The 22,912-nt window shown below is 65.7% G+C and carries 21 protein-coding genes; 17 read left to right on the top strand and 4 right to left on the bottom strand.

Annotation, left to right across the window (positions count from 1 at the left end):
• The first annotated feature begins 2 nt into the window (after positions 1-2).
• The 6 genes from AAA989_RS15695 to AAA989_RS15670 all read left to right on the top strand — a co-directional run bounded on the left by AAA989_RS15695 (position 3) and on the right by AAA989_RS15670 (position 6,462).
• A complete protein-coding gene (locus AAA989_RS15695; RefSeq protein ID WP_338245206.1) occupies positions 3-815 on the top strand; it encodes a 4-(cytidine 5'-diphospho)-2-C-methyl-D-erythritol kinase in 813 nt (270 codons plus the stop codon).
• A complete protein-coding gene (locus AAA989_RS15690) occupies positions 812-1,543 on the top strand; it encodes an N-formylglutamate amidohydrolase (RefSeq protein WP_338245205.1) in 732 nt (243 codons plus the stop codon). Before AAA989_RS15695 ends, AAA989_RS15690 begins: the two co-directional genes overlap by 4 nt.
• Positions 1,544-1,671: 128 nt before the next feature.
• A complete protein-coding gene (ilvD, locus tag AAA989_RS15685) occupies positions 1,672-3,531 on the top strand; it encodes a dihydroxy-acid dehydratase (RefSeq protein ID WP_338245204.1) in 1,860 nt (619 codons plus the stop codon).
• A complete protein-coding gene (locus AAA989_RS15680; RefSeq protein WP_338245202.1) occupies positions 3,524-3,871 on the top strand; it encodes a hypothetical protein in 348 nt (115 codons plus the stop codon). The genes ilvD and AAA989_RS15680 overlap by 8 nt, the downstream gene beginning before the upstream one ends.
• A 3-nt stretch (positions 3,872-3,874) precedes the next feature.
• The gene (locus AAA989_RS15675) at positions 3,875-5,263 is read left to right on the top strand and encodes an NAD(P)H-hydrate epimerase (protein ID WP_338245200.1); all 1,389 of its coding nucleotides are present in this window, start codon (positions 3,875-3,877) and stop codon (positions 5,261-5,263) included.
• Complete coding sequence (locus AAA989_RS15670; protein WP_338245199.1) at positions 5,260-6,462, top strand: class I SAM-dependent RNA methyltransferase; 1,203 nt, start codon at positions 5,260-5,262, stop codon at positions 6,460-6,462. Before AAA989_RS15675 ends, AAA989_RS15670 begins: the two co-directional genes overlap by 4 nt.
• On the opposite strand, the gene AAA989_RS15665 is transcribed toward AAA989_RS15670, so the two are convergent.
• The 4 genes from AAA989_RS15665 to AAA989_RS15650 are packed head-to-tail and all read right to left on the bottom strand — an operon-like array spanning position 6,453 to position 9,187.
• A complete protein-coding gene (locus AAA989_RS15665; protein ID WP_338245196.1) occupies positions 6,453-7,232 on the bottom strand; it encodes a hydrolase 1, exosortase A system-associated in 780 nt (259 codons plus the stop codon). The two genes, AAA989_RS15670 and AAA989_RS15665, sit on opposite strands and share 10 nt — an antisense overlap.
• Positions 7,229-7,891 (bottom strand): alpha/beta hydrolase family protein, encoded by a 663-nt coding sequence (locus AAA989_RS15660; protein WP_338245194.1) that lies wholly within the window; start codon positions 7,889-7,891, stop codon positions 7,229-7,231. The genes AAA989_RS15665 and AAA989_RS15660 overlap by 4 nt, the downstream gene beginning before the upstream one ends.
• A 6-nt stretch (positions 7,892-7,897) precedes the next feature.
• The gene (locus AAA989_RS15655; RefSeq protein WP_338245192.1) at positions 7,898-8,191 is read right to left on the bottom strand and encodes an acyl carrier protein; all 294 of its coding nucleotides are present in this window, start codon (positions 8,189-8,191) and stop codon (positions 7,898-7,900) included.
• Positions 8,192-8,203: 12 nt separating this feature from the next.
• The gene (locus AAA989_RS15650; protein WP_338245190.1) at positions 8,204-9,187 is read right to left on the bottom strand and encodes a GNAT family N-acetyltransferase; all 984 of its coding nucleotides are present in this window, start codon (positions 9,185-9,187) and stop codon (positions 8,204-8,206) included.
• Between the two features lie 24 nt (positions 9,188-9,211).
• Here AAA989_RS15650 and AAA989_RS15645 point away from each other — a divergent pair, with 24 nt between their 5' ends.
• The 11 genes from AAA989_RS15645 to xrtA all read left to right on the top strand — a co-directional run bounded on the left by AAA989_RS15645 (position 9,212) and on the right by xrtA (position 22,911).
• Positions 9,212-10,714, top strand: a complete 1,503-nt coding sequence (locus AAA989_RS15645; protein ID WP_338245187.1) for an acyl-CoA ligase (AMP-forming), exosortase A system-associated — start codon at positions 9,212-9,214, stop codon at positions 10,712-10,714.
• Positions 10,711-11,937: a pyridoxal-dependent decarboxylase, exosortase A system-associated gene (locus AAA989_RS15640; protein WP_338245185.1), complete on the top strand. Its 1,227-nt coding sequence runs from the start codon at positions 10,711-10,713 to the stop codon at positions 11,935-11,937. Before AAA989_RS15645 ends, AAA989_RS15640 begins: the two co-directional genes overlap by 4 nt.
• Positions 11,938-12,132: 195 nt before the next feature.
• Positions 12,133-12,777, top strand: coding sequence for an XrtA/PEP-CTERM system exopolysaccharide export protein (locus AAA989_RS15635; RefSeq protein ID WP_338245183.1), 645 nt, complete (start codon positions 12,133-12,135; stop codon positions 12,775-12,777).
• Positions 12,778-12,793: 16 nt separating this feature from the next.
• Positions 12,794-14,311, top strand: a complete 1,518-nt coding sequence (locus AAA989_RS15630; protein ID WP_338245181.1) for an XrtA system polysaccharide chain length determinant — start codon at positions 12,794-12,796, stop codon at positions 14,309-14,311.
• Positions 14,312-14,321: 10 nt separating this feature from the next.
• On the top strand, positions 14,322-15,290 hold the full coding sequence (locus AAA989_RS15625; protein WP_338245179.1) for a P-loop NTPase family protein: 969 nt from the start codon (positions 14,322-14,324) through the stop codon (positions 15,288-15,290).
• 5 nt (positions 15,291-15,295) lie between these two features.
• Positions 15,296-16,963 (top strand): preprotein translocase subunit YajC, encoded by a 1,668-nt coding sequence (locus AAA989_RS15620; RefSeq protein WP_338245177.1) that lies wholly within the window; start codon positions 15,296-15,298, stop codon positions 16,961-16,963.
• A gap of 24 nt (positions 16,964-16,987) precedes the next feature.
• Complete coding sequence (locus tag AAA989_RS15615) at positions 16,988-18,142, top strand: XrtA/PEP-CTERM system-associated ATPase (protein ID WP_338245175.1); 1,155 nt, start codon at positions 16,988-16,990, stop codon at positions 18,140-18,142.
• 24 nt (positions 18,143-18,166) lie between these two features.
• Positions 18,167-19,078, top strand: a complete 912-nt coding sequence (locus AAA989_RS15610; protein ID WP_338245173.1) for an XrtA system polysaccharide deacetylase — start codon at positions 18,167-18,169, stop codon at positions 19,076-19,078.
• Positions 19,075-20,133 (top strand): FemAB family XrtA/PEP-CTERM system-associated protein, encoded by a 1,059-nt coding sequence (locus AAA989_RS15605; RefSeq protein ID WP_338245171.1) that lies wholly within the window; start codon positions 19,075-19,077, stop codon positions 20,131-20,133. Before AAA989_RS15610 ends, AAA989_RS15605 begins: the two co-directional genes overlap by 4 nt.
• 8 nt (positions 20,134-20,141) lie before the next feature.
• A complete protein-coding gene (locus AAA989_RS15600) occupies positions 20,142-21,365 on the top strand; it encodes a TIGR03087 family PEP-CTERM/XrtA system glycosyltransferase (RefSeq protein ID WP_338245169.1) in 1,224 nt (407 codons plus the stop codon).
• On the top strand, positions 21,355-22,911 hold the full coding sequence (gene xrtA / locus AAA989_RS15595) for an exosortase A (protein WP_338245167.1): 1,557 nt from the start codon (positions 21,355-21,357) through the stop codon (positions 22,909-22,911). The genes AAA989_RS15600 and xrtA overlap by 11 nt, the downstream gene beginning before the upstream one ends.
• The last annotated feature ends 1 nt before the right edge of the window (position 22,912 follow it).

Raw genomic sequence — 22,912 nt, 5'->3', positions numbered from 1 at the left:
CCTTGCAGCTGACCGAGACAGCCTATGCCAAGATCAACCTTGCGCTGCATGTCCGCAGGCGGCGCGAGGATGGTTATCACGAGCTGGAGACCCTCTTCGCCTTCGTCGATGCCGGCGACAGGCTGGTCGCCCGTTCGGCGGACGCGGACAGCCTGACAACCACGGGCGAGTTTGCCGCTGCCCTGGACAGCCCCTTCGACAATATCGTGATGGGCGCGCTCGGCGTGCTTCCCCGACCCGATGGCCTGGCGATTACCCTTGAGAAGAACCTGCCCGTCGCTGCGGGGCTGGGTGGCGGCTCCGCCGATGCGGGTGCGCTTTTCCGCCTGGTGGAGAAGGCACACGGATTGCCGGAGGACTGGCCCGAGCGTGCCGCCAGGCTCGGTGCCGACGTTCCGGCCTGTGTCCGCAGCGAAATGGCCGTGGGACGCGGGACCGGGACGGAACTGGAACCGGTTGAAAACGATATGGCAGGAATGGCCGTGCTGCTTGTCAATCCGCGGATACCGCTTCCTACTGGCCCTGTGTTCAAGGGCTGGGACGGGGTGGATCGCGGCGCACTGCCGCAGGGTTCGGCTCAAGAGATCGCCAGCGAAGGACGCAACGATCTGCGCGATCCTGCCATCGCGATATGTCCCGCAATCGCCGATGTGCTGGGCGCTCTGGAGGCCACCGATCCCTGGATTGCCGAGATGTCCGGCTCCGGGGCAACCTGCTTTGCCCTTTATGAATCGGCGGAATTCCGCGATAGGGCGGCGCAAAGGCTGGCATCGGATCATCCCGACTGGTGGCAGATGAAAGGACAATTGCGATGAGCGAGACGGTCTACCGCCATATCGGCGAGGCGAGGCCCGGCGGTATCGTGGCGGTTTGCGACCATGCCTCGAACCGTGTTCCCGAGGATATCGAACTGGGCATTTCCGCAGAGACGCTGGACAAGCATGTCGCCTACGACATCGGCGCTGGCGGCGTGTGCGAGCGCCTTGCCCGCCGTCACGGCATCGCCGCTCTGCTGAGCGACATCAGCCGCCTCGTGATCGACATGCACCGGGAAGAGGAGAACGAGAACCTCATCCCGGTCAACACCGACGGAATACTGGTGCCCGGCAACATCGGTGCCAACCGCGAGGCGCGGCTCGATGCCTTCCATCGCCCCTATCACAAGGAAATGGAGCGCTGGCTGGACGAGGTCGATCCCGGCCTGATCCTTTCCATCCACAGCTTCACGCCCACGATGGAAAGCGATCCCGAGGCGGAGCGACCGTGGGAGATTGGCCTTCTCTACAACGAGGACGAGCGCGCCGCGCAGCATGCCATCCGCCTGTTCGGAGAGCTGGGCGTGACCGTAGGCGACAACGAACCCTATTCGGGCAAGCAGCTCAACGCCACGATGAACCGTCACGCCGAAGCGAAGGGGCGGCCCTACTGCGCGATAGAGATCCGCAACGACCTGATCGCCACCGAGACCGGGCAGGCACGCTGGGCGGCGATCATTGCCGACGTTGCCGGACGGGTGAAGCTGGCGATAGACACTTACGAGTGATCCTGGCGGGCGAGCGCGTCCACTATCCACGTCTCGGAAAAGCGCGCTTCCCGGCGTTCAAACATTTCCTGTTTCGGTTGCGGGTGCGGTTCCGCTAGGTTGCCCGCGAGTTACCGACAGGATCGAAAATGCCCGCATATCGCTCTCGCACGACAACCCACGGCCGCAACATGGCCGGCGCCCGCGGCCTGTGGCGCGCCACGGGAATGAAAGACGAAGATTTCGGCAAGCCGATCATCGCCGTCGTCAATTCGTTCACCCAGTTCGTTCCGGGTCATGTCCACCTGAAGGATCTTGGCCAGCTGGTGGCGCGACAGATCGAGGCGGCCGGCGGCGTGGCGAAGGAGTTCAACACCATCGCCGTGGACGATGGCATCGCCATGGGCCACGACGGCATGCTCTATTCGCTGCCCAGCCGCGACCTGATCGCCGACAGCGTCGAATACATGGTCAATGCCCACTGCGCCGATGCGATGGTGTGCATTTCCAACTGCGACAAGATCACTCCCGGCATGCTGATGGCCGCCATGCGCCTGAACGTCCCGTGCGTTTTCGTCTCGGGCGGCCCGATGGAAGCGGGCAAGGTGGTGCTGAAGGGCAAGGAAGTGGCGCTGGACCTGGTGGATGCCATGGTCGCCGCCGCGGACGAGCGGATGACTGACGAGGAAGTGGCCGACATAGAGCGTTCCGCCTGTCCCACCTGCGGCAGTTGCTCCGGCATGTTCACCGCCAATTCGATGAATTGCCTGACGGAGGCACTGGGCCTCTCGCTGCCGGGCAACGGATCCCAGCTTGCCACGCATTCGGATCGGAAGGGCCTTTTCGAGCGGGCCGGGCGGCTCGTCGTCGCGCTGGCCAAGCGCTATTACGAGGAGGACGATGAGAGCGTGCTGCCGCGCTCCATCGCCAGTTTCGAGGCATTCGAGAATGCCATGAGCCTGGACATCGCCATGGGCGGCTCCACCAACACGGTGCTGCACCTGCTTGCCGCCGCGAACGAGGCGGGCGTGGATTTCACCATGGAGGATATCGACCGGCTGAGCCGCAAGGTGCCCTGCCTGTCCAAGGTCGCCCCGGCCAAGAACGACGTGCACATGGAAGACGTGCACCGCGCCGGCGGGATCATGGCGATCCTGGGCGAACTCGACCGGGCCGGACTGCTGCATACCGCGCTGCCGACCGTGCACAGCCCGACGATGGGCGATGCGCTGGACGATTGGGACGTGGCCCGCACCGGAAATCCCAAGGTCCACGAATTCTATCGCGCCGCGCCTGGCGGCGTGCCCACGCAGACGGCCTTCAGCCAGTCGCGCCGGTGGGAGGAACTGGACCTCGACCGCGAGGGCGGCGTGATCCGTAGCGCCGATCATGCCTTTTCGCAGGACGGCGGACTGGCGGTGCTTTACGGCAATATCGCCCGCGACGGATGCATCGTGAAGACCGCTGGCGTCGATGAGAGCATCCTCACATTCACCGGCAAGGCGCGCGTTTACGAAAGCCAGGACGCGGCTGTCGCAGGCATCCTGGGGGACGAGGTGAAGGCGGGCGAAGTGGTGGTGATCCGCTACGAGGGCCCAAGGGGCGGACCCGGAATGCAGGAAATGCTCTATCCCACCAGCTACCTCAAGTCGAAGGGACTTGGGGCTGCCTGTGCTCTTCTCACCGACGGGCGCTTTTCGGGCGGAACCTCTGGCCTTTCGATCGGGCATGTCTCTCCCGAAGCGGGCGAGGGCGGACTGATCGCCCTGGCGCAGACCGGCGACACCATCGAGATCGATATCCCCGGGCGAACCATCAACCTCGCCGTAAGCGAGGACGAGCTCGCCCATCGCCGCGCGGACATGGAAGCGCGGGGCGACAAGGCATGGAAGCCCGTGGAGAAGCGCCAGCGGCGCGTGACGCCGGCGCTGCAGGCCTATGCCGCCATGACGACCAGCGCGGCCAAGGGCGCGGTGCGCGACGTTTCGCAGGTGACGGGCGGTGTCTGAACGCCTGTTGGCGGCCTGCCTGCTGCCGTTGGCCCTGGCTGCCTGCGGGGCCGAGGCGGGAGAGGGCCTGCCCCAGACGGCTGCGACTGGGATCGATTGTTCGCTGAACGGCGCCGGCGGATTCGGGCGCGACTGCACGATGGAGCGGGTAACGCTCGAAGGACAGAGCCAGCTGATCGTGCGGCATCCCGACGGTGCCTTCCGCCGCTTCGATCTCGGCGTGCCCGGTCGAGGCATCGTGACCGCCGATGGAGCCGAACAGGCTGAAGTGACCGAGCGTGGCGGCTACGTCGAAGTCCGCGTCGGCTCGGATCGATATCACTTGCCGCTCGTCGAGTAATCGATGGAAGCACCGAACCAGATACTCACCGCCGGGCAGATGCAGAAGGCCGAACAGGCCCTGATCGATCGCGGCGAAACCGTGGAATCCCTGATGGAGCGCGCCGGAGCAGGTGCGGCGGACTGGATCTGGCGGCTTGCCGCCGGTCGGCCCGTCACCGTGCTGTGCGGACCCGGCAACAATGGCGGAGACGGATACGTTATCGCCCGCGTACTGGCGGAGCGAGGCCTGGACGTCTCGCTCGTCGCTCCGATCCCGCCCAAGACCGACGCGGCGAAAACAGCGCGGGCGAAATGGGGCGGTGAACCTGTCGATACGGCAGGTGGCGGCGTCTTCGTGGATTGCCTGTTCGGCACCGGCCTGGGGCGGCCCCTCGATGCGAAGTTGCTCGACCGGCTGAATGGGCTGGCCCGGACGCATGATCTTTGCGTGGCCGTGGACATGCCCAGCGGGATCGACAGCGATACCGGGCGGCAACTCAACGATGAGCTTCCCTCCTACGACCTGACAATTGCCCTGGGAGCCTGGAAGCGTGCTCACTGGTTGATGCCCGCTTCAGGCATGATGGGTGCAAGGCGCCTTTTCGATATCGGGGTGGGCGCGGTGGAAGACGCGGTGCAGATGGCCCGTCGCCCCCGCATTGAGGAACCGGCCCCCGATTCCCACAAGTACTCGCGCGGCCTTGCGGGTATTGTCGGCGGCGCCATGCCTGGAGCCGCGATGCTCGCCTCGACCGCGGCGCAGCATGCCGGAGCGGGGTACGTGAAACTCGCCGCACCCCACTCGCACCCGGCCTTGCCAGCCGACATCGTCCTGGACGAGAGCGGAGATGCGTGCGCGCTCTTGAACGATGATCGCGTGGGCGCCCTGCTTATCGGACCGGGTCTGGGGCAGGACGACGCCGCGCGGCGCAGGTTGCTCGACACGCTCAGGGTCGGACTGCCACTTGTCCTCGATGCCGATGCCCTCAGCCTGCTGCGTCCCGAGATGGAGATCATCGCGGCCGACAAGGTGCTTGCAACGCCGCACGAGGGCGAACTGGACCGGCTTTGCGGTGCATTCGGCATCGTCGCGGGCACCAAGCTCGACAAGGCGCAGGCCCTTCACGAGAGCAGCGGCATGACGATCCTCGCCAAGGGACCGGACAACATACTGGTCGGGACACAGGGAACGCGCCTCTTTCCGCCAACCTCGCCGTGGCTCTCCACCGCGGGAACGGGAGACGTCCTTGCCGGAATGTGCACGGCGCGCATGGCAACCGGCCGCGACCCGTTCACCGCTGCGGAGGAAGCGGTGCAGTTGCATGCGGAGGCAGCGAGCCTTGCCGGGCCAAGCTTCACCGCCAGCGAACTTGTCGATGCGCTACCAAGGGCCTACGCGGCCTTTCTGTGAGCGAATCCAGCGAAATCGTGCGCCTCGCGGCCAAGGGCGACGGCATCACTGCCGATGGCCGCCATGTCGCGAACGCCGCACCTGGCGACATGGTGGGTGCCGATGGCACCCTCGTGCCCGGTCCGCACCATGTCGAGCCGCCTTGTCGCCACTTCGGCACCTGCGGAGCGTGCCAGTTGCAGCACTGCGACGAGGCGACGCTCGCGGCCTTCGTGCGTGACCGGGTGACACACGCGGCTCTTTCCCAGGGGCTGGAGCCCGCAATCGTTGCCGAACCCGCCATGTCCCCCCCGCGAACGCGCCGACGCGCATCCCTGCGTGCCATCAACGGCGGCGGACGGCCCCTGATAGGGTTCACGCGCACGGCATCGCACAAGGTGGTCGACATGCGCGAATGCCATGTCCTGCATCCTCAGCTGTTCGCGCTCGTCCCGCCGCTGCGCGACTATCTGGCCCGGCTGAAGGGGCGCTATGCCATCGGCGTAGAGATGACCCTGACCGATCAGGGCGTGGACCTCGGGCTGGAAGGGTTCACGCCCGACGGGCTCGAACAGACCGAAAGCCTGCTGGACTTCTGCCGCGATCAGAACCTTGCCCGCCTGACGCTGGACCATGGCTTCGGAGCCGAGAGCTTCTGGGAGCCCGAGCCCGTCACGGTGACACTCGGCGGCGTGCCGGTGCCGTTTCCGGCAGGGGCTTTCCTGCAGGCCACCGCGCATGGCGAGGCCGCGCTGGTGCAGGCGGCGCGCGACTGGATCGCGGGATCGCAGCGGGTGGCAGACCTTTTCGCGGGGCTGGGTACCTTCGCACTGTCGCTGGCAGGGCAGTCACAAGTGCTGGCGGCGGAAGCGGACGCAGCGGCAATCACTGCCTTGCGAAATACCGCCAATCAGTCACGCCTGCCGGTCGATTGCGCGCACCGTGACCTCTTCCGCAATCCGCTGCGCGCGGACGAACTTTCTTCTTTTGACGCCGTGCTGCTCGATCCGCCGCGTGCGGGGGCGAGATCGCAGGTGGAGCAGATCGCCGCGAGCCAGGTGGCGAAGGTCGTCTATGTCAGCTGCAATCCGTCCAGCTGGGCGCGCGATGCGGCGCAGTTGGCCTCGGCAGGGTTCGCGCTGGCGGAGTTGCGACCCGTGGGGCAATTCCGATGGTCCACGCACGTCGAACTCGCCAGCCTGTTCGTGCGTCAGGACTGACATTCCAACAGGCCGACGATCTGCTGTTCGAGCCAGTCCCGGTCCGCCGGCTCGCTGAAAGCATGGTCCGCTCCCTCGCGCAGCAGGACTGTCTCGCCAGCAAGCGGATAATGGCTCCGGAACGCCTGTGCCGTTCGGTCGCGGCCAGCCAGCAGGATACGCGTGTCGCCGCGAAAGCTGGCCATCCGTTCCGCCATTTCCGCTCCCAGCCGGGTAAGTCCCGATGCCTTCCGCGCCTTGCCCAGATCACGGGCGACCCCGCGAAGCGAGACCTTGCCCGTCAGCAGGCGCGCAAGTTCGCGCGGATTACCCAGCTTCTGCCGATAGCGCGCCTTCAGTGCGGTGGATGGCGTCGTCTCGGCTTGCCCCTCGTCGAAAGTCCAGGGGTTTGCCAGAACGAGCGCGTGGGCACCGCATCCTTGCCACAACATCAGCGCAGAGGCGGCGTCGCAGTTGCCGAACGCGACCAATCGGGACACGTGGCTGCACTCTCGACGAAATGTCTCGACTGCGGCTTCGATATCGGACCGGGAGCCGTGAAAGCCCGCGTTGGTGCCGCTGCTGTCGCCCACGCCCCGCCTGTCGAATCGGAAGACCGGATAGCCGCGTGAGGCCAGACTTGCGGCGAGGCGAGCCTGGCCGGCAAATGCCCCGCTTCGCACTTCGTTTCCGCCGCTCACGATCAGCAGGCCCGCCGTTCCGGTGGCATTGTCCAGCGTGCCGACCAGCGATGCGCCCTCGCAGGGAAAGGTCAGATGACGCCGGGTCATGCCAGGCGACTCGCCACCAGCGCAGCCAGTCTTTCCGCCTGTGCGGGATCGTGATCCGGCTCGGCCCGCAGCCACAAGGCGCTGCCGCCGATATCGCCCTGGGCGATCTCCACCGCATCGTCCTGCCGTGCAACGGCGCTTTCCAGATCGGCGATCATTGCGGGACCGAGTTGGTAGCCGGCAAGCCGCAGTCCTCTTGAACGGCCTTGCTCCAGCAGATCGTCGCGACTTTGCGGGCGTCCGGTTTCGCGGGAGGTCATCACTTGTGCCCGCAACATGGAGCGCAGCAGGGTCGCGCCCGACGCGGGAGCATAATGGATGTTGGGCAGGTCGTCCGGGCTCACCAGCGCGGCCCCCCGGAAAGCCAGGACGTGCGTGGCGGCGAAATCGCTTGCGGCAGCGCGCATCGCATTGCGCCAGCTGTCGAGTGTCTGCTCCTCAAGCGGTTGCAGGCTTTCGTTGGTGCCGGGAAGGTCCGGCAGGCTGCTGTCGATGTCGGCTTCGTCCAGTCGTCGCATGAGGTCGGCGGCGAAATGGCGCAGCTTGTTCCCCTCGTCGAACAGCGCGTTCACCACGAGAAGACGCCGTTCGCGCCCCCTGTCGCAAAGGAGAGCGTATTCGTCCGGGCCGGAAGGCGAGGGCCAGCGACCCGTCAGCATCGCCGTTCAGCCGTCGGCGCGCTTCGTCTTGAGGAAGGACAGCAGTCCGCCGAACGTCTCCAGCATCTCGCCATCGACGTCATCGTCCTCGATAAGGATGTCGAGCCTGTCTTCCAGTTCGGTGAGCAGGCCTGCGACGGCCATCGAATCAAGTTCGGGCACGTGGCCGAAAAGGCCTGAATCGGCATCGAGATCGGCAATCCGTTCCGCCGAGAGGCCGAGAACGTCTGCAAGCACTTGCCGCAGGACGAGATCGGTGTCTTCGTCCTGTTGGGTCGGGGCGGGGAGATCGGTCGCCATAGCAGCCTCGCCCTAGCCATGGCGCGCTCCGGAAACAAGCTTGCGCAGGATATGGCGCGCAAGAACGGGCCAGTTGCGCGGATGGTCGGGGCGCAGGCACGTAAGCTGCCAGCGGGTTCGCACCTCCTCCATCCAGTCGCGCTTGTAGGGATCGTCTCCGGTGCCGAAATCCACCAGAGCAACCCCGTCTATATCGATCACCCGTTCGAAAAGGGCAGCGGTAAGGGTGGTGCCTGGCGAAAGGTTCTGCGCGTCCTTTCGGTGAGCCAGCTTGTGAATGTAGGCCGTGTCGCCGTCCACCGTCCAGAACTGCGCGGCGACTGCCGTCCCCTCGTGGCGAGCCAAGGCGAAGCGATAGCGCCCGGCTTCGCTTTCGCGCTGGGCAAAGGCGCGCAGCATGACGGGATCGCCCTCCGCGGGCTTCCAGCTTGCCGCGTAAATCGCCTCATACTCCCCCCATTCCGCCGGGTCGAAGCGGTCGGAAAGCGTGACATCCACTTTTCGGGCCTTGCGCTTCAGCGTCGTGCGAAGCTGGCCCGGCCTGTCGGCCAGGAAATCGGCATAGGTGCGCCCGTTCACTCGCAGCACGTGGTTCGTGTCGCAGGGTTCGGCGAAGGTAATCCACCCGGCACCTGCGAATGCAGTCTCGATGCGGGCGAGGGTGCCATCCTCTGCCGAAAGCTTGGTAAGCGTGACCCTCGAGGCGCGCTTTGCCAGGTCCCCCGCCAGCAGGTGCAACATCGCGGTATCGCTCTCGTGCGTGCGAAGTTCGCACCAGGTGAAGGCATACCAGTTCGTCAGCGCTTCAAGGCCGTATTCCGTTCGGCACAATGGCAGCGCGACGGCCCGGTCTCCTTCGCTGGCCTTGGCGAACAGCGGTCGAAACGCGCCGTTTTCCAGCAGTCCAAACCATTCCGGACGTGCAAATGGGCCTGCGTCAGACCAATCAAGGCCTTGCAGATCGTTAACCGTGTCGTGATAGCTGATCGCCGTCACCGCAATGCGCACTCCAGGAACTTGATGTCCACCACGCCCGATCCGACGCCCTGGCCGCTAGACCACCTCGCCTTGCGCGGGGCGGACGGTGACACGGCGCTGGTCCTGCGCGGCGAAACGCTTAGCTGGAAGGATTTAAGAAGCCGTGTCGCGCAGCTTTCCGGTTGGCTCGCGCAGCAGGTGCCGGAAAAAGGCTCCCGGGTCGCCACCTGGGCGGCCAAGGGTGAACTCACATGCCTCATGCCTCTGGCTGCGGCGCGCGCAGGACTGGTGCACGTACCCATCAATCCGCTGCTGAAACGGGCGCAGGTAAACCATATTCTTTCAGACTGCGCCGCCAGCATCCTGGTCGCCAATTCCGCGCGACTGGCTTCGTTGGAAGAGGGTGATGTGCCCGGGACCTGTCGTATCGAGGAAGAGGGGGCGGCGCTGAAGGCGTCGCAGCTTTCCGATCCGCTCGCCGATGTGTCCAGCGCCAATACGGACGACCTTTGCGCCATCCTCTACACCAGCGGATCGACCGGGCTTCCCAAGGGCGTGATGCTGAGCCATGCGAACCTCTGGCTGGGTGCCGTCAGCGTGGCGCATTACCTGGGGCTGGAAGCCGACGACGTTACCCTGGCCGTGCTGCCTCTCAGTTTCGATTACGGGCAGAACCAGCTGCTCTCCACCTGGTACGCGGGTGGAAGCGTGGTGCCGCTCGATTACCTGACCCCCCGCGACGTCATCAAGGCCTGCGCGCATCATGGGATCACGACCCTGGCGGCCGTGCCTCCGCTGTGGGTTCAATTGGCGGCGCAGGACTGGCCGGACGAGGCTGCGGCGTCCATGCGACGCCTTACCAATAGCGGTGGCGCGCTGACCGAAGAACTGGTGCGAGATTTGCGCTCCATGTTCCCGAAAGCAAATCTTTTTCCCATGTATGGACTTACCGAGGCTTTCCGATCGACCTTTCTCGATCCCGAGCTTGTCGACGACCATCCCACCTCCATGGGGCGTGCCATTCCGTTCGCGGAGATACTTGTCGTCGATGCAGCCGGCGAAGTCGCCAGCGAGGGCGAACTGGTGCATTGCGGGCCGCTCGTCGCCCAGGGGTACTGGCAGGATGCGGAGCGTACCGCGCTGCGCTTCAGGCCCGCTCCCAAGGCGTCCGTCTACGGGGGTCTGGCCGTATGGTCCGGAGACAACGTGCGGCGCGAAGAGAACGGACTGCTCTATTTTCTCGGCAGGGACGATGCGATGATCAAGAGCGCGGGCAATCGCATCAGCCCGCAGGAGATCGAGGAGGCCGCGATCGGGACGGGGCTGGCTGAAGAGGCGGTGGCGATCGGTGTGCCTGACAAGCGGCTCGGACATGCGATCCATCTTGTCGTGCGCGGTTCCGGTGACGAGGAGGGCCTACGCGCGGCTCTCAGGCGCGAACTGCCCAATTTCATGCAGCCTGCGGAAATCCGTTGGGTGGATGCCATGCCCCTCAACCCGAATGGCAAGATCGACAGGGCGTTGCTGGCAAGGGAAGTGGCATGAAGCCCCTGGGACCCATTCCGCCGGACTTTTCCGCGCTCGAAGGCGAACTGGCCATCGGCGGGCGAAAGGTGAGCGCGCTGGTTAAGGAGGCCGGCGATACTCCCCTGTTTGTCTATTCGAAGGAAGTCATCGAAGCACGCATGGCCGGTCTGCGGGAAGCCATGCCCGAACGGCTCGATATACATTATGCCATGAAGGCAAACCCTTACGGGCCTTTGCTCGAATTCATGGCAGATCTCGTGGACGGGCTCGATATCGCGTCGGCAGGCGAACTCCGGCTTGCGCGCGATGCGGGTTACCTGCCGCGGGAGATCAGCTTCGCGGGGCCCGGCAAGCGTGACAGGGAGCTGCTCGCCGCAATCCGGGCAGGCGTGACTCTCAACCTCGAGTCCGAAAACGAGACCGATCGCGCCCTGCAGATCGGTAAGGAACTGGGCATCGCGCCGCGCCTTGCCATTCGCGTCAATCCCGACTTCGAACTGCGCGGATCCGGCATGAAGATGGGCGGCGGGGCAAAGCCGTTCGGCGTGGACGCCGAGCAGGTTCCGGACCTTGCCCGGAAGATCGTCGCGGCAGGGGCGAATTGGCGGGGCTTTCACATCTATTCGGGCAGTCAGGCGCTCGATGCCGAAGCGATCATCGAGACGCAGGGGCAGGTCGTGGACCTGGCAGCCAGATTGGCTGAGGAAGCCGGCGTGAACGTACCCCATCTCAACATGGGCGGCGGCTTCGGCATCCCCTATTTCGACAGGGACAAGCCGCTGGACATCGCTGCCGTCGGTGCCGCGCTGAAGGAGCGGTTCTCACGGTTGCCCACCGCGCTGTCAGAGACGCGGTTCGCTATCGAACTCGGCCGCTATCTGGTTGGCGAAGCAGGGGTTTACCTGACTCGCATCCTCGACCGGAAAGTGAGCCACGAAACAACTTACCTCGTGACCGATGGCGGTCTGCATCACCAGCTTGCGGCATCCGGCAATTTCGGGACGGTCGTACGCCGTAACTATCCCGCCGCGATTGCCTCGCGCTTCGATGCAGCGCCGGAGGAGGAGGTCAATATCGTCGGTTGTCTGTGCACGCCGCTAGACCGACTGGCCGATGCTGCGCATCTGCCGCGTGCCAAAGTAGGAGACCTCGTGGCGATCTTCTGCGCCGGAGCCTATGGCGCCAGCGCCAGCCCGGCGACTTTCCTGGGCCAGGGCCCGGCGTTGGAAATGCTCGTCTGAGCACATCCCCGCGTGCTGTCCCGCTGTGGGACAGGCCTTCAAAAACCCCGCGTAACGCGCGGTTTTGGGTGTGAAGGCTAACGCAATGTTCACCGATTTTCGCGAGAACCTCCCACCATATCCAAGGGCGAACTGAATCCGCGGCCCAAGAGGCCGGTTCAGCACATCACCCGAAATCCGCGAAGGACGCGATCAATGCGACTGAAAAAGCCCGTCTCCCTCCTCCTGGCTTGCATGAGCCTGGGCCTTGGCCTGTCCGGCTGCGGAGCCGGCGCTTCGGGCCCGCAACTCGAACCTGCCCGCTTCGTCGCCATGCAGGAAGGGCCGGGCGAAGAGTACGTCATCGGCCCGCTCGACCAACTCACGGTTCACGTGTGGCGCAACGAGGAGCTGGGGGCGGAAGTGCAGGTGCGCCCCGATGGACGCATCACGACGCCGCTGGTGGCCGACATGCCCGCCGTCGGCAAGACACCGACCATGCTGGCCGAGGACATTCGCCTGCAGCTTTCCCAGTACATCGAGGAACCGCTGGTGACGGTCATCGTGAACGAGTTCGCGGGGACATTCAGCCAGCAGGTGCGCATCGTGGGTGCGACGGCGCAGCCCGCGTCGCTTCCCTACCGGGCCAACATGACGCTGCTCGACGCGATGATCGCGGTGGGCGGGCTGTCCGAATATGCCGCCGGCAACCGCGCCAAGCTTATCCGGTTCGACCGCCAGAGCGGCCAGCAGCGCGAGTACGCCTTGCGCCTGTCCGACCTGCTGCGCCGCGGAGAGAGCGAAGCCAACGTGATGCTGCGACCGGGCGATGTGATCATCATCCCCGAGAGCATGTTCTAGGGCAGGGGGCGCAGTCTTGAACCACCTCATCGAGGAGATGCGCGCGGGCCTGTGGGCGGTGTGGAACCGCCGCTGGCTGGCGCTCGCCGTTGCCTGGGGCACGTGTCTGCTGGGCTGGCTGGTCGTGGCGCTGATCCCAAACACCTACGAGAGCGAAACCCGCATCTTCGTGCAGCTGGACGACGTTCTGGCCGAGCAGATCGGCATCGGGGCCGCAAGCCGTGCGCGCGATATCGACCGCATTCGGCAGACGCTGGTCAGCTCGGTCAATCTCGAGACCGTCGTGCGCTCCACGCGCATCGGAGACGGCGTGACCACGCCCACCCAGATGGAAGCCGCGATAGAGGGTCTGACCGAGGACATCGAAGTCGTCAGCGAGGGTGAGAACATCTTCGAGATCACCGCCCGGAGCGGTCGCAGCGACCTGTCCGACGCGGAAAACGCCGAACTGGCCCAGGTTATCGCACAGAGGATGATCGACATCTTCCGCGAGGAAAACCTCGGCGGTGCTCGCGGCGACATGCAGGATTCCATCGAATTCCTGAACCAGCAGCTGGCCCAGCGCGAAGCCGAACTTGCGGCGGCGGAGGAACGGCGCCTGGCGTTCGAGACTGCCAACCCGGAACTCATCGGCGGCGCGCAGGCCATTGCCAACCAGCTGGCCGCAACGCGCAGCGAATTGCGCAGCGTCGAAGCCGATCTCGCCGCCTCGCAAAGCGCGCTAGCGGCGCTGGAAGGGCAGATCTCATCCACCCCCCGCACCGTCGTCACCCCGGGTGCCGGCGGCCCCCAGGCAAACCTGGCGCAGGCGCAAGCCAATCTTGCCGCGTTGGAAGCGCGGGGGCTGACCGACGAACATCCCGACATGGTGGCTGCGCGGCGGACCGTGGCCACACTTCGCGAACAGGCGCAGGAAGCCGGCCCCGCGGGCGGCACGACCAATCCCGCCTATGCCAGCCTGCAATCGATGCGCGTTGAGCGCCTGTCGAACGTGCAGTCGCTGCAATCGCGCGCGGCAGCGCTACGGGCCGAGATCGCCTCCATCACCGCCAGCCAGGCCCGCGAGCCCGGCGCGGCGGCGGAAGCCACGCGCATCAGCCGCGACTACGACGTGCTTCGCAGCCAGTATGACCAGCTGTTGCAGGACCGCGAGGAACTGCGCCTGCGCGGACAGGTGGAAAACGAACGCAGCGCAGTGCAGTTCGAAGTCGTCGATCCGCCTACCACCCCGGTCACGCCTGCTGCGCCGAACCGGCTCCTGCTGCTGCTGGGCGTGCTGATCGTCGGCCTGGGCGCCGGTGCGGGCACGGCCTACGCCATGAGCAAGCTGGGTTCCACCTTCGCCACGGCGAACCAGCTGGAGCGAACCTTCGGCCTGCCGGTCATCGGAACGATTTCCCACACCTTCACGGAAGCCGGACGCGAACTTCGGGCAAAGCGCCTGAAGTATTTCGCAGCCGGCGCAGGCGGGCTGGGCGTCCTTTTCGTGGTGCTGATGGGCCTTGAATTCGTCCAGCGCGGCATGGTGGCGTGAGGAGCAGGCAATGACGGAACATCGCAAACTGCCCGACGCACCCAAGACCCTGCTGGAGCGTGCCGAAAGCATGTTCGGCCTAGGCGGATACAAACCGGCTCCAGTGCCGGAAGATCTTGCCAGGCCGGTTAACCGCCGGCCCAGTCGGGCAACTCCCAAGCGTCCCGCTCCCGCCCCCGCATCCGACGGCGTGCCCGAGGCGGAGGCACAATCCGAACCCACCTACGAGGATGTCCGGTTCTCCGAGACGGTCCATCCGGTCGATCGCGAGTGCCTGACGCGTCACGGCCTTATCCAGCCCGAAGGTCAGGTTACGGAACTGCTGGAAGAATTCCGCATCGTGAAGCGGCAGGTCCTGCAATCCGTGCGCAAGGCGCGAGAGGCGGGGAACGGAGGGCTGGCCCAGCGCGTGCTGATCTGTTCGCCCCATGCGGACGAGGGGAAGAGCTATTGCGCGGTGAACCTTGCGCTGGCCATGGCCGCCGAAAAGGACAGCGAAGTGCTGCTCGTCGATGCCGATTTCGGAAAGCCGTCGCTGCTCAAGATGCTGGGCCTCCCCAGGGGGCCGGGGTTCATGGACGTGCTGGCGCGCGAGGACATGATGGTGGAGGACTGCGTCCTGACCACCGATATTGCTGGCCTGCACGTGCTGCCCGCCGGCAATCACACGACGTCCGATAGCGAATACCTCGCCAGCCATCGCACGGCCGAGGTCCTCGACCGGCTGACGCGCGCCGCGCCCAATCGCATCGTGATCTTCGACAGCCCGCCTGCGCTTGCGGCATCGCCCGCGGCTGAACTGGCGAAACATGTCGGGCAGGCCATCGTGGTCGCTCGCGCCGACCGGACCGGACAGAATGCGCTGGAGGACGCGTTGACGCTGCTTTCGGCATGTCCCGATCTCAAGCTGCTGCTGAACGCGGCGCATTTCAGCCCCAGTGGTCGCCGCTTCGGGGCGTACTATGGAGAGGGTGCCTAGTTTCCATGCGCACTCTCCTCGCCTTTCTTGGAGGACTGGCCTTCGCACTGGGCGCGGCTTCATCGCCCGCGCTCGCGCAGGATGCTGCTGAAGCTCAGGCGCAGCGCGGCGAGGAGCGCGAGCGTGGCGAACGTACGTCTGGTGCAAACGTCGCGCCCTACATTGAAGCCGCGCAGGTCATCACCGCCCAGTTGCAGCCAGGCGATGACGTTCTGACCTATACCCAGCTTGCCGCAGGCGTGGATGCCAAGATAACCGGTCGCAACAGCGCGGCATCGGCGTCGCTTCGCTACGAGCGCGAGATTGGCTGGGGCGATGCCGTCGACAGCGATACGATTTCCGGCATCGCCCGCGCCTCCATCGGCTTGTTGCGGCAGGGGATCACGCTGGAAGCGGGTGGCCTTGCCTCGCGCACCAGCGTGGACGGCAGCGGCTTCAGCTCGATCGGTCAGATTGCCGGCAACGAGGACGCGACGAGCCAGATCTATTCGGTCTACGCCGGTCCTTCGATCCAGACGCGCTCGGGCCCTTTGCAGATTACCGGGGCCTACAGGCTGGGCTACACCCGTGTGGAGTCTCCCGACGCGATCGTGACGGCGCCGGATCGGGAACCGGTCGATATCTTCGACGATTCGCTCACCCACAATGCTGCCCTGCGTGTTGGCGTGGCCCCGCGCACGATCGCTCCCTTTGGCGTGGGCATCGGCGCCGGGTGGAACCGGCAGGACATCTCGAACCTCGATCAGCGGATCGACGATCGCTACGTGCGCGCCGACGTCATCCTGCCGGTGTCGCCCAATGTCGCTCTCGTGGCAGGGGTGGGCTACGAGGACGTAGAGGTGAGCAGCCGCGATGCGCTGCTGGACGCCGATGGAGACCCGGTGATCGGGCCTGATGGGCGACTGGTCACCGACGAGAGCGAACCGCGCCGGATCGCCTACGATACCGAGGGCCTGATCTGGGACGTTGGTGTCATGTGGCGCCCCAGCAACCGCACTTCGCTGGAGGCGCACGTGGGTCGCCGGTATGGCTCCACCACGTACTACGGCACCTTCTCCTACGCCCCCCGCCGCAATTCCAGCGTCAATGTCGCGGTCTATGACAACATCACGGGTTTCGGCGGCCAACTGACCTCGGCCCTGGACCTTCTGGGCACGAACTTCGAAGCGTCACGCAACCCGGTATCGGGCGATCTCGGCGGCTGCGTAATCGGCGCGGAGGGCAACAATTGCACCCTAGCGCAGCTGAATTCGCTGCGTTCGTCGGTGTTCCGCAATCGCGGCGTTGCCGCCAGCTATTCCGTGGCGCGTGGCCGCACGTCCTTCGGCATCGGTGCAGGCTACGACCGCCGCAGCTTCATCGGCGGCGAGGATACCTTGCTGGGCGATATCGATGGGGTGATCGACGAAAGCTATTACGTCGCTGCTAACGCCACCCACGAACTGGACCGTAATTCGGCCCTTTCGGCAGGCGCATATGCCAGCTGGTTCGACAGCGGATCGGGCAGTCTTGGCGACGGCTTCGGCTACTCCGCATCGCTGGCCTACAACCGCCATATCTGGCGCGGACTGACGGGCGTTGCCGCCATCGGCATCGACGGTATCAGCCGCGACGATCTTCCCGACTATTCCGCCGCATCGGTCCTGCTGGGCCTGCGCTACACGTTTGACTGACCGGGTCAGCAAGGAGACAGAACCATGTTCGACAACTTCTACGGCCTTACCGGCAAGCCATTTCAGCTTACGCCCGATCCGGAATTCTATTTCCGCTCGGTCACGCACCGCAAGGCGCTCTCCTACCTTGGCTACGGCCTGGCGCAGGGCGAGGGCTTCATCGTCATCACGGGCGAGGTCGGTTCGGGCAAGTCGACCCTGGTCGCGCACATGATGGAAAGCCTGGACGAGAGCCAGGTCACCGTCGCCCAGATCGTCACCAGCAAGCTGGACGGTGAAGAGATCGTGCACGTCGTGGCGCGCAGCTTCGGGCTGGATATCGAGGGGCACGACAAGGCCACCGCGCTGACCGAGATCGAAAGCTTCCTGCACGACGAGGCGCGCCAGGGCAGACGCTGCCTGCTCGTGCTGGACGAGTCTCAGAACCTCAACGTCTCGGCGCTGGAAGAGCTGCGCATGCTGTCCAACTTCCAGCTCGGCAATCATCCGCTGTTGCAGACTCTGCTGCTGGGGCAGCCGGAATTTCGCATCACGCTGCAAGCCGATCCCCATCTCGAGCAATTGCGCCAGCGGGTGATCGCCGCCCACCACCTGGAGCCGATGCAGAAGGGCGAGATCGAGCCCTACATCGTCCACCGCCTGACCAAGGTAGGATGGGACGGCAATCCCTCGTTCGACCAGCGCGTCTTTTCCGAACTGTTCGATGCGAGCGGCGGCATCCCGCGCACCGTCAACCTGATCGCCAATCGCCTGCTGCTGCTGGGCGCCGTGGAGGAACGCAGCCGCATCGACGCCGCCATGCTGCAGAACGTGCTGGCCGAAATGGACGCCGAACGCGCCTTTCCCGAGGCTGCGCCGGCTCCCATGCCAAGGCAGGAGGAACGGAGCGAGCCGGCAGCGGCAAATCCCTCCGCACCGACCATCGACAAGGCGATGCTGGAGGAATTGCTGGCCGAGCGTGACATGCGGATCGCAGAGCTGGAGCAGGCCATCCTGGAATTGGCTCAGCAGCGCGACACTGCCGCCGCGGAAGATGTCAAACCCGAGATCGAGACTCTGCGCGCCCAGCTCGCCAAGGTCGAGGCCAAGTGCTTCGAGCAAGAGCGAACGATCCGACACACGGTCACCATGCTGATCGACTGGATCGAGAGCGAGATGGATTCCAGCAAGGCCGCATGATGCAGCCGCTGGGGAGCCGAACTCATGAACGCGCTTAACCTGGATCACTTGCCCGCCCAGGCAGATTCGATCGTCAACGGCCTGTCCGTCGACGTCGAGGACTGGTTCCAGGTGGGCGCCTTCGAGGAGGTGATCGAACGCGACCAATGGGGCGCGCTGGACGACCGGGTCGATCGCAACGTTCGCCAAATTCTCGACCTGTTCGATGCGGCGAACGCGAAAGGCACCTTTTTCACGCTGGGCTGGGTTGCGCAGCGTCACGGCTCCCTCTTGCGCGAGATCGCCGGCCGCGGGCACGAGATTGCCAGCCACGGGTGGGATCACCAGCGCGTCTTCCGCATGAACCCCGTCGCCTTCGCCACCGATATCGCGCGCACCCGGAAGGTTCTGGAAGACGCCAGCGGCGTAAGGGTCGTGGGCTATCGCGCGCCGAGTTTCTCTATCGACGCGCGCACGCACTGGGCGTTCGAGGCGCTGGCCGAAGCGGGCTATGCCTATTCGTCCAGCGTGGCGCCCGTCGCGCACGATCACTATGGCTGGCCAGAAGCTCCCCGCTTCGCCTTCAAGCCGCTATCGGACAGCAATTTCATCGAGCTGCCCGTCACCACCGCGATGTTTCGCGGAAGGCGACTGGCAGCAGGCGGGGGCGGGTTCTTTCGGGTCCTTCCCTATGCGTTCAGCCGGTGGGCGATCCGGCAGGTCAACCGCAGGGAGGGCCGGCCCGCCATCTTCTATTTCCACCCGTGGGAAATCGATCCGGGCCAGCCCCGCGTCGCGGGCGCTCCGCTACGCTCTCGGCTGCGCCACTACACCAATCTCGACAAGATGGCCGGCAAGCTCGAACAACTGGTGAGCGACTTCCACTGGGGCCGCATGGACGGTGTCGCCAGGCGCGAGAACCTGCGCCTTCGCCTGGAGAGGGCGGTGCAGGGATGAATGCGCCTTTTCCCCTGACGCGGGAGGTGGTGCATTCCGTCGACCTGCGGCAGCCGGACGAGGCCGCGCGCATCGAAGCCTTCGTCGCCGAGCACGGCGGAAGCGTATTCCATCGCCCGGCCTGGCTGACGGCAGTCGAGATCGGCACCGGACAGCGTGCACGGGGGCTGGTGGTGGAGAAGGGCGGCCGCCTGATGGGCTGGCTGCCGCTGACGCAGATACACTCGCCGATTTTCGGTCGCATGCTCGCTTCGTCCGGCTTTGCGGTGGAAGGCGGGACGCTGTCCCTCGACGACCGCGTTGCGGGCACCCTGTGCCGCGCGGTGCAGGAATATGCGCAGCGGCTTTCCTGCCCGACGGTGGAACTGCGCGGCGGAGCGGCCGGCGATGACTGGGACGTTCGCAATGACAGCCACTGCGGTTTCATCGCGCCCCTGGCCGCGGACGGTGAAGAACAGCTTGCGGCCATCCCGAGAAAGCAGCGTGCCGAGGTGCGCAAGGGGCTGAAGAACAACCTGCGCGTAACAACCGGCAGGCAGGCGATCAATCGCTTCGCGCATTACCGCGTCTATTCCGAAAGCGTGCGCAACCTGGGCACGCCGGTGTTTCCGAAGGCCCTGTTCGATATCGTGCTGGAACGGCTCGATGCCGATATCCTCACCGTCTGGAACGGCAGCGAACCGGTGGCGAGCGTGCTGTCGCTGTATCACGACGGCGCGGTGATGCCCTACTGGGGCGGCGGCACGTGGGACGCGCGGGGACTGCGTGCCAACGATCGGATGTATTACGAGCTGATGATGCATGCGCGCCGGCGCGGCTGCGACCGCTTCGACTTCGGCCGCAGCAAGACGGGCAGCGGTGCGTATCACTTCAAGAAGAACTGGGGTTTCGAACCGCAGCCGCTGTCCTATGCCACCTGGACGGCTCCGGGCCACCAGGCGCGCGATGCCGACCCCACCAGCGCCCGCCACCAGTCGCGCATCGCCCTCTGGAAGAAGCTTCCGCTGCCCCTCGCCAACATTCTGGGGCCGTACATTTCCCGCGGCCTCGGTTAGGGGGCCGGATGACTGGCGATATCCTCTTTCTGGCCCACCGCCTGCCCTATCCCCCCGACCGCGGCGACAAGATCCGCTCGCATCATGTGCTGAAGGCCCTGGCGAAGCTTGCGCCGGTCCACGTGGGCTGTCTGGCGGAAAACGAGACCGACCTGGCGAACGAGAACGCCCTGTCGCATGACGCGCGAAGCTGGTGCATGCCGCGCCGGTCGACTTTCCTCCCGAAATCCGGACTCGAGGCGCTTGCGCGTGGCGAGCCCGTGAGCCTCGCGGCCTTCCGTTCGCGCGAACTGCAGGACTGGGTGAGGCGCACCCTGCACCGTGAGAGTATCGGTGCGATCTACGTGTATTCCGGCCAGATGGGGCAATACGTCCCGCGCGACTGGCAGGGACGCCTGATCGCGGACCTTGTCGACGTCGATTCGGCCAAGTTCGAGGCATACGGCAAGACGGGACGCGGCCCCCGTAGCTGGATCGACCGGCGCGAAGCGCGGCTGCTGCGCGCCGTGGAAGCCGATCTCGCCTCCCGTGCCGAAGCGACCTTGCTCGTCAGCGAAGCAGAGGCCGGCCTGCTGCGTCGCCGCGCGCCCGGAGCAAGGAATGTCCGTGCCCTGCGTAACGGCATCGACTGCGCGCTCTACGATCCCGATGCGGTTGCGGCAGAAAAGGCGCTGACAGCAGGCGGTCCGCATTACGTCTTCACCGGCCAGATGGACTACGCGCCAAACGTGGAGGCCGTCACCCGCATGGCGCGACAGGTCATGCCGGCGCTGCGACGGCATCTGCCCGCTGTGCAGTTCCACATCGTCGGCAGGGCACCGTCGGCGCCGGTCCGTGCGCTGCACGGTGTCGAGGGGACGCGCGTCGTCGGCGAGGTTGCGGATACGCGCCCCTGGCTTGCCGGGGCCGATGCCGTCGTGGCGCCGCTGGCTATCGCGCGGGGCGTGCAGAACAAGGTCCTCGAGGCCATGGCGATGGCACGTCCCGTTGTCCTGTCCCCTGATGCAGCAACCGGCATCGATGCCCGAAACGGCGCGCACTACCTTATAGCGGACGACGATGCCGCGTTCGTCGAACATCTCCGTCACCTCCACGCCGAGCTGCGAAGGGCCGCCGCGCTGGGCCGCGATGCGCGTCGCTTCGTGCTCGAGAAGATGAGTTGGGACGCCATGCTGGCCGACCTTCCTGCCCTCCTGGGGATGGACAAGCAGGGCGAGCGCAATGCCGCTTGAGGCCATTTGTCCGCGCCGCGCCCTCGTGGCGGACAGGATCGCACCTTCGTGGAAGGCTCCGCTGCTCCGCCTGAGCCTGGCCTGGCTCGCCCTGATCGCGCTCTTCGCGCGGGACTGGGCGGCGATGGCCCAGCAATGGTGGGACATTTCCACCTACAATCATATCCTGCTGGTCCCCGTCATCATCGCGTGGCTGGTCTGGCAACGATCAAGCGAGCTGGCGCGTCTCGCACCGCAAGCCTGGTGGCCGGGTCTGGTGCTGGTCGCAGGGACGCTGTTCGCTTGGCTCCTGGGGGACATTTCCGGCACCGCGACAATCAGCCACCTGGGCCTCGTCGCCGCGATGCAGGCCATGGTCGTCGCCCTGCTGGGGCCGCGCGTGGCCTGGGCGCTGCTGTTTCCCCTGGGCTACGGCCTTTTCCTGGTGCCGCTGGGGGAGGAGCTTGTACCGGCTCTCCAGTCGATCACCGCAGACATCACCATTGCCCTGACGCACGCCAGCGGCATCCCGGCCATCATCGACGGCGTCTTCATCGATACGCCTGCCGGATTGTTCGAGGTTGCCGAGGCCTGCTCGGGCGTCAAGTTCCTGATCGCGATGGTGGCGCTGGGCACTCTGGTGGCCCACGTCGGCTTCCGATCGTGGAAGCGGCGAGCTGCCTTCATGGCGATGGCCGTCATCCTGCCCATCGTGGCCAACGGGTTCCGTGCATGGGGCACGATCTACATTGCCCAGTCGCAGGGCATCGCCTTTGCCGCCGGGTTCGATCACATCATCTATGGCTGGATTTTCTTCGCGCTGGTCATGGCAGCGCTGCTCTTGCTGGGGTGGAGGTTCTTCGATCGCCAGGTGGATGACCCGTTCATCGACGCCGAACGGATCGCCGGGGCTGAATGGCCCAGGCGGTTCGAGCGCTTCTCGGGCCATGGTTGGCGCGTGCTGGTGGGCGGCGCGGCGCTCGCCCTGGGCGCGGTCACGTGGTCGGCGCAGGCCCGAGGGGTCGAGGCGGAATTGCCGGCAACGATTGCGCTGCCAGAAGTTCGCGGATGGTCGCTTGCCGCGCCCGATCATTCCTATCCCTGGCATCCGCGCGTCTCGGGGGCCGACCACAAGCTGGTCGGGAGCTACAGCGATGCGGAGGGCAGGGTGGTCGACGTGATATACGCCCTCTACGGCGCGCAGGAGGATGGACGCGAAGCCGGGGCCTTCGGCGAAGGCGCCCTGCCGGAGGGAACCGAATGGCGCTGGCTCGCCTCCGCCACCGCTCCCGGCGGCGCGACCGGCGAGCGGTTGCAGGCGCTCGGCACGCACCAGCGCGTGGCCTCCACCTGGTATCGCCATGGCGACTGGACCGGCAGCAGCCGTCTGCGTCTCAAGATTGCCAACATGCGCGACCGCGTGCTGGGAACCCCGCAGCCCACGATCATGCTGATCCTGTCCGCCGAGGATAGCGAGCGCCAGGACGCGCGGGAGGCGCTTGCCGCTTTCCGCCAATCAACCGGCCCGCTGCCAGAGTGGATGGACGCTGTCGCCCTGCTGGACTAGT

It is taken from the genome of Aurantiacibacter hainanensis (assembly GCF_036321025.1).
Classification (GTDB): domain Bacteria; phylum Pseudomonadota; class Alphaproteobacteria; order Sphingomonadales; family Sphingomonadaceae; genus Alteraurantiacibacter; species Alteraurantiacibacter hainanensis.
This window is presented reverse-complemented; position numbering and strand designations above follow the sequence as displayed.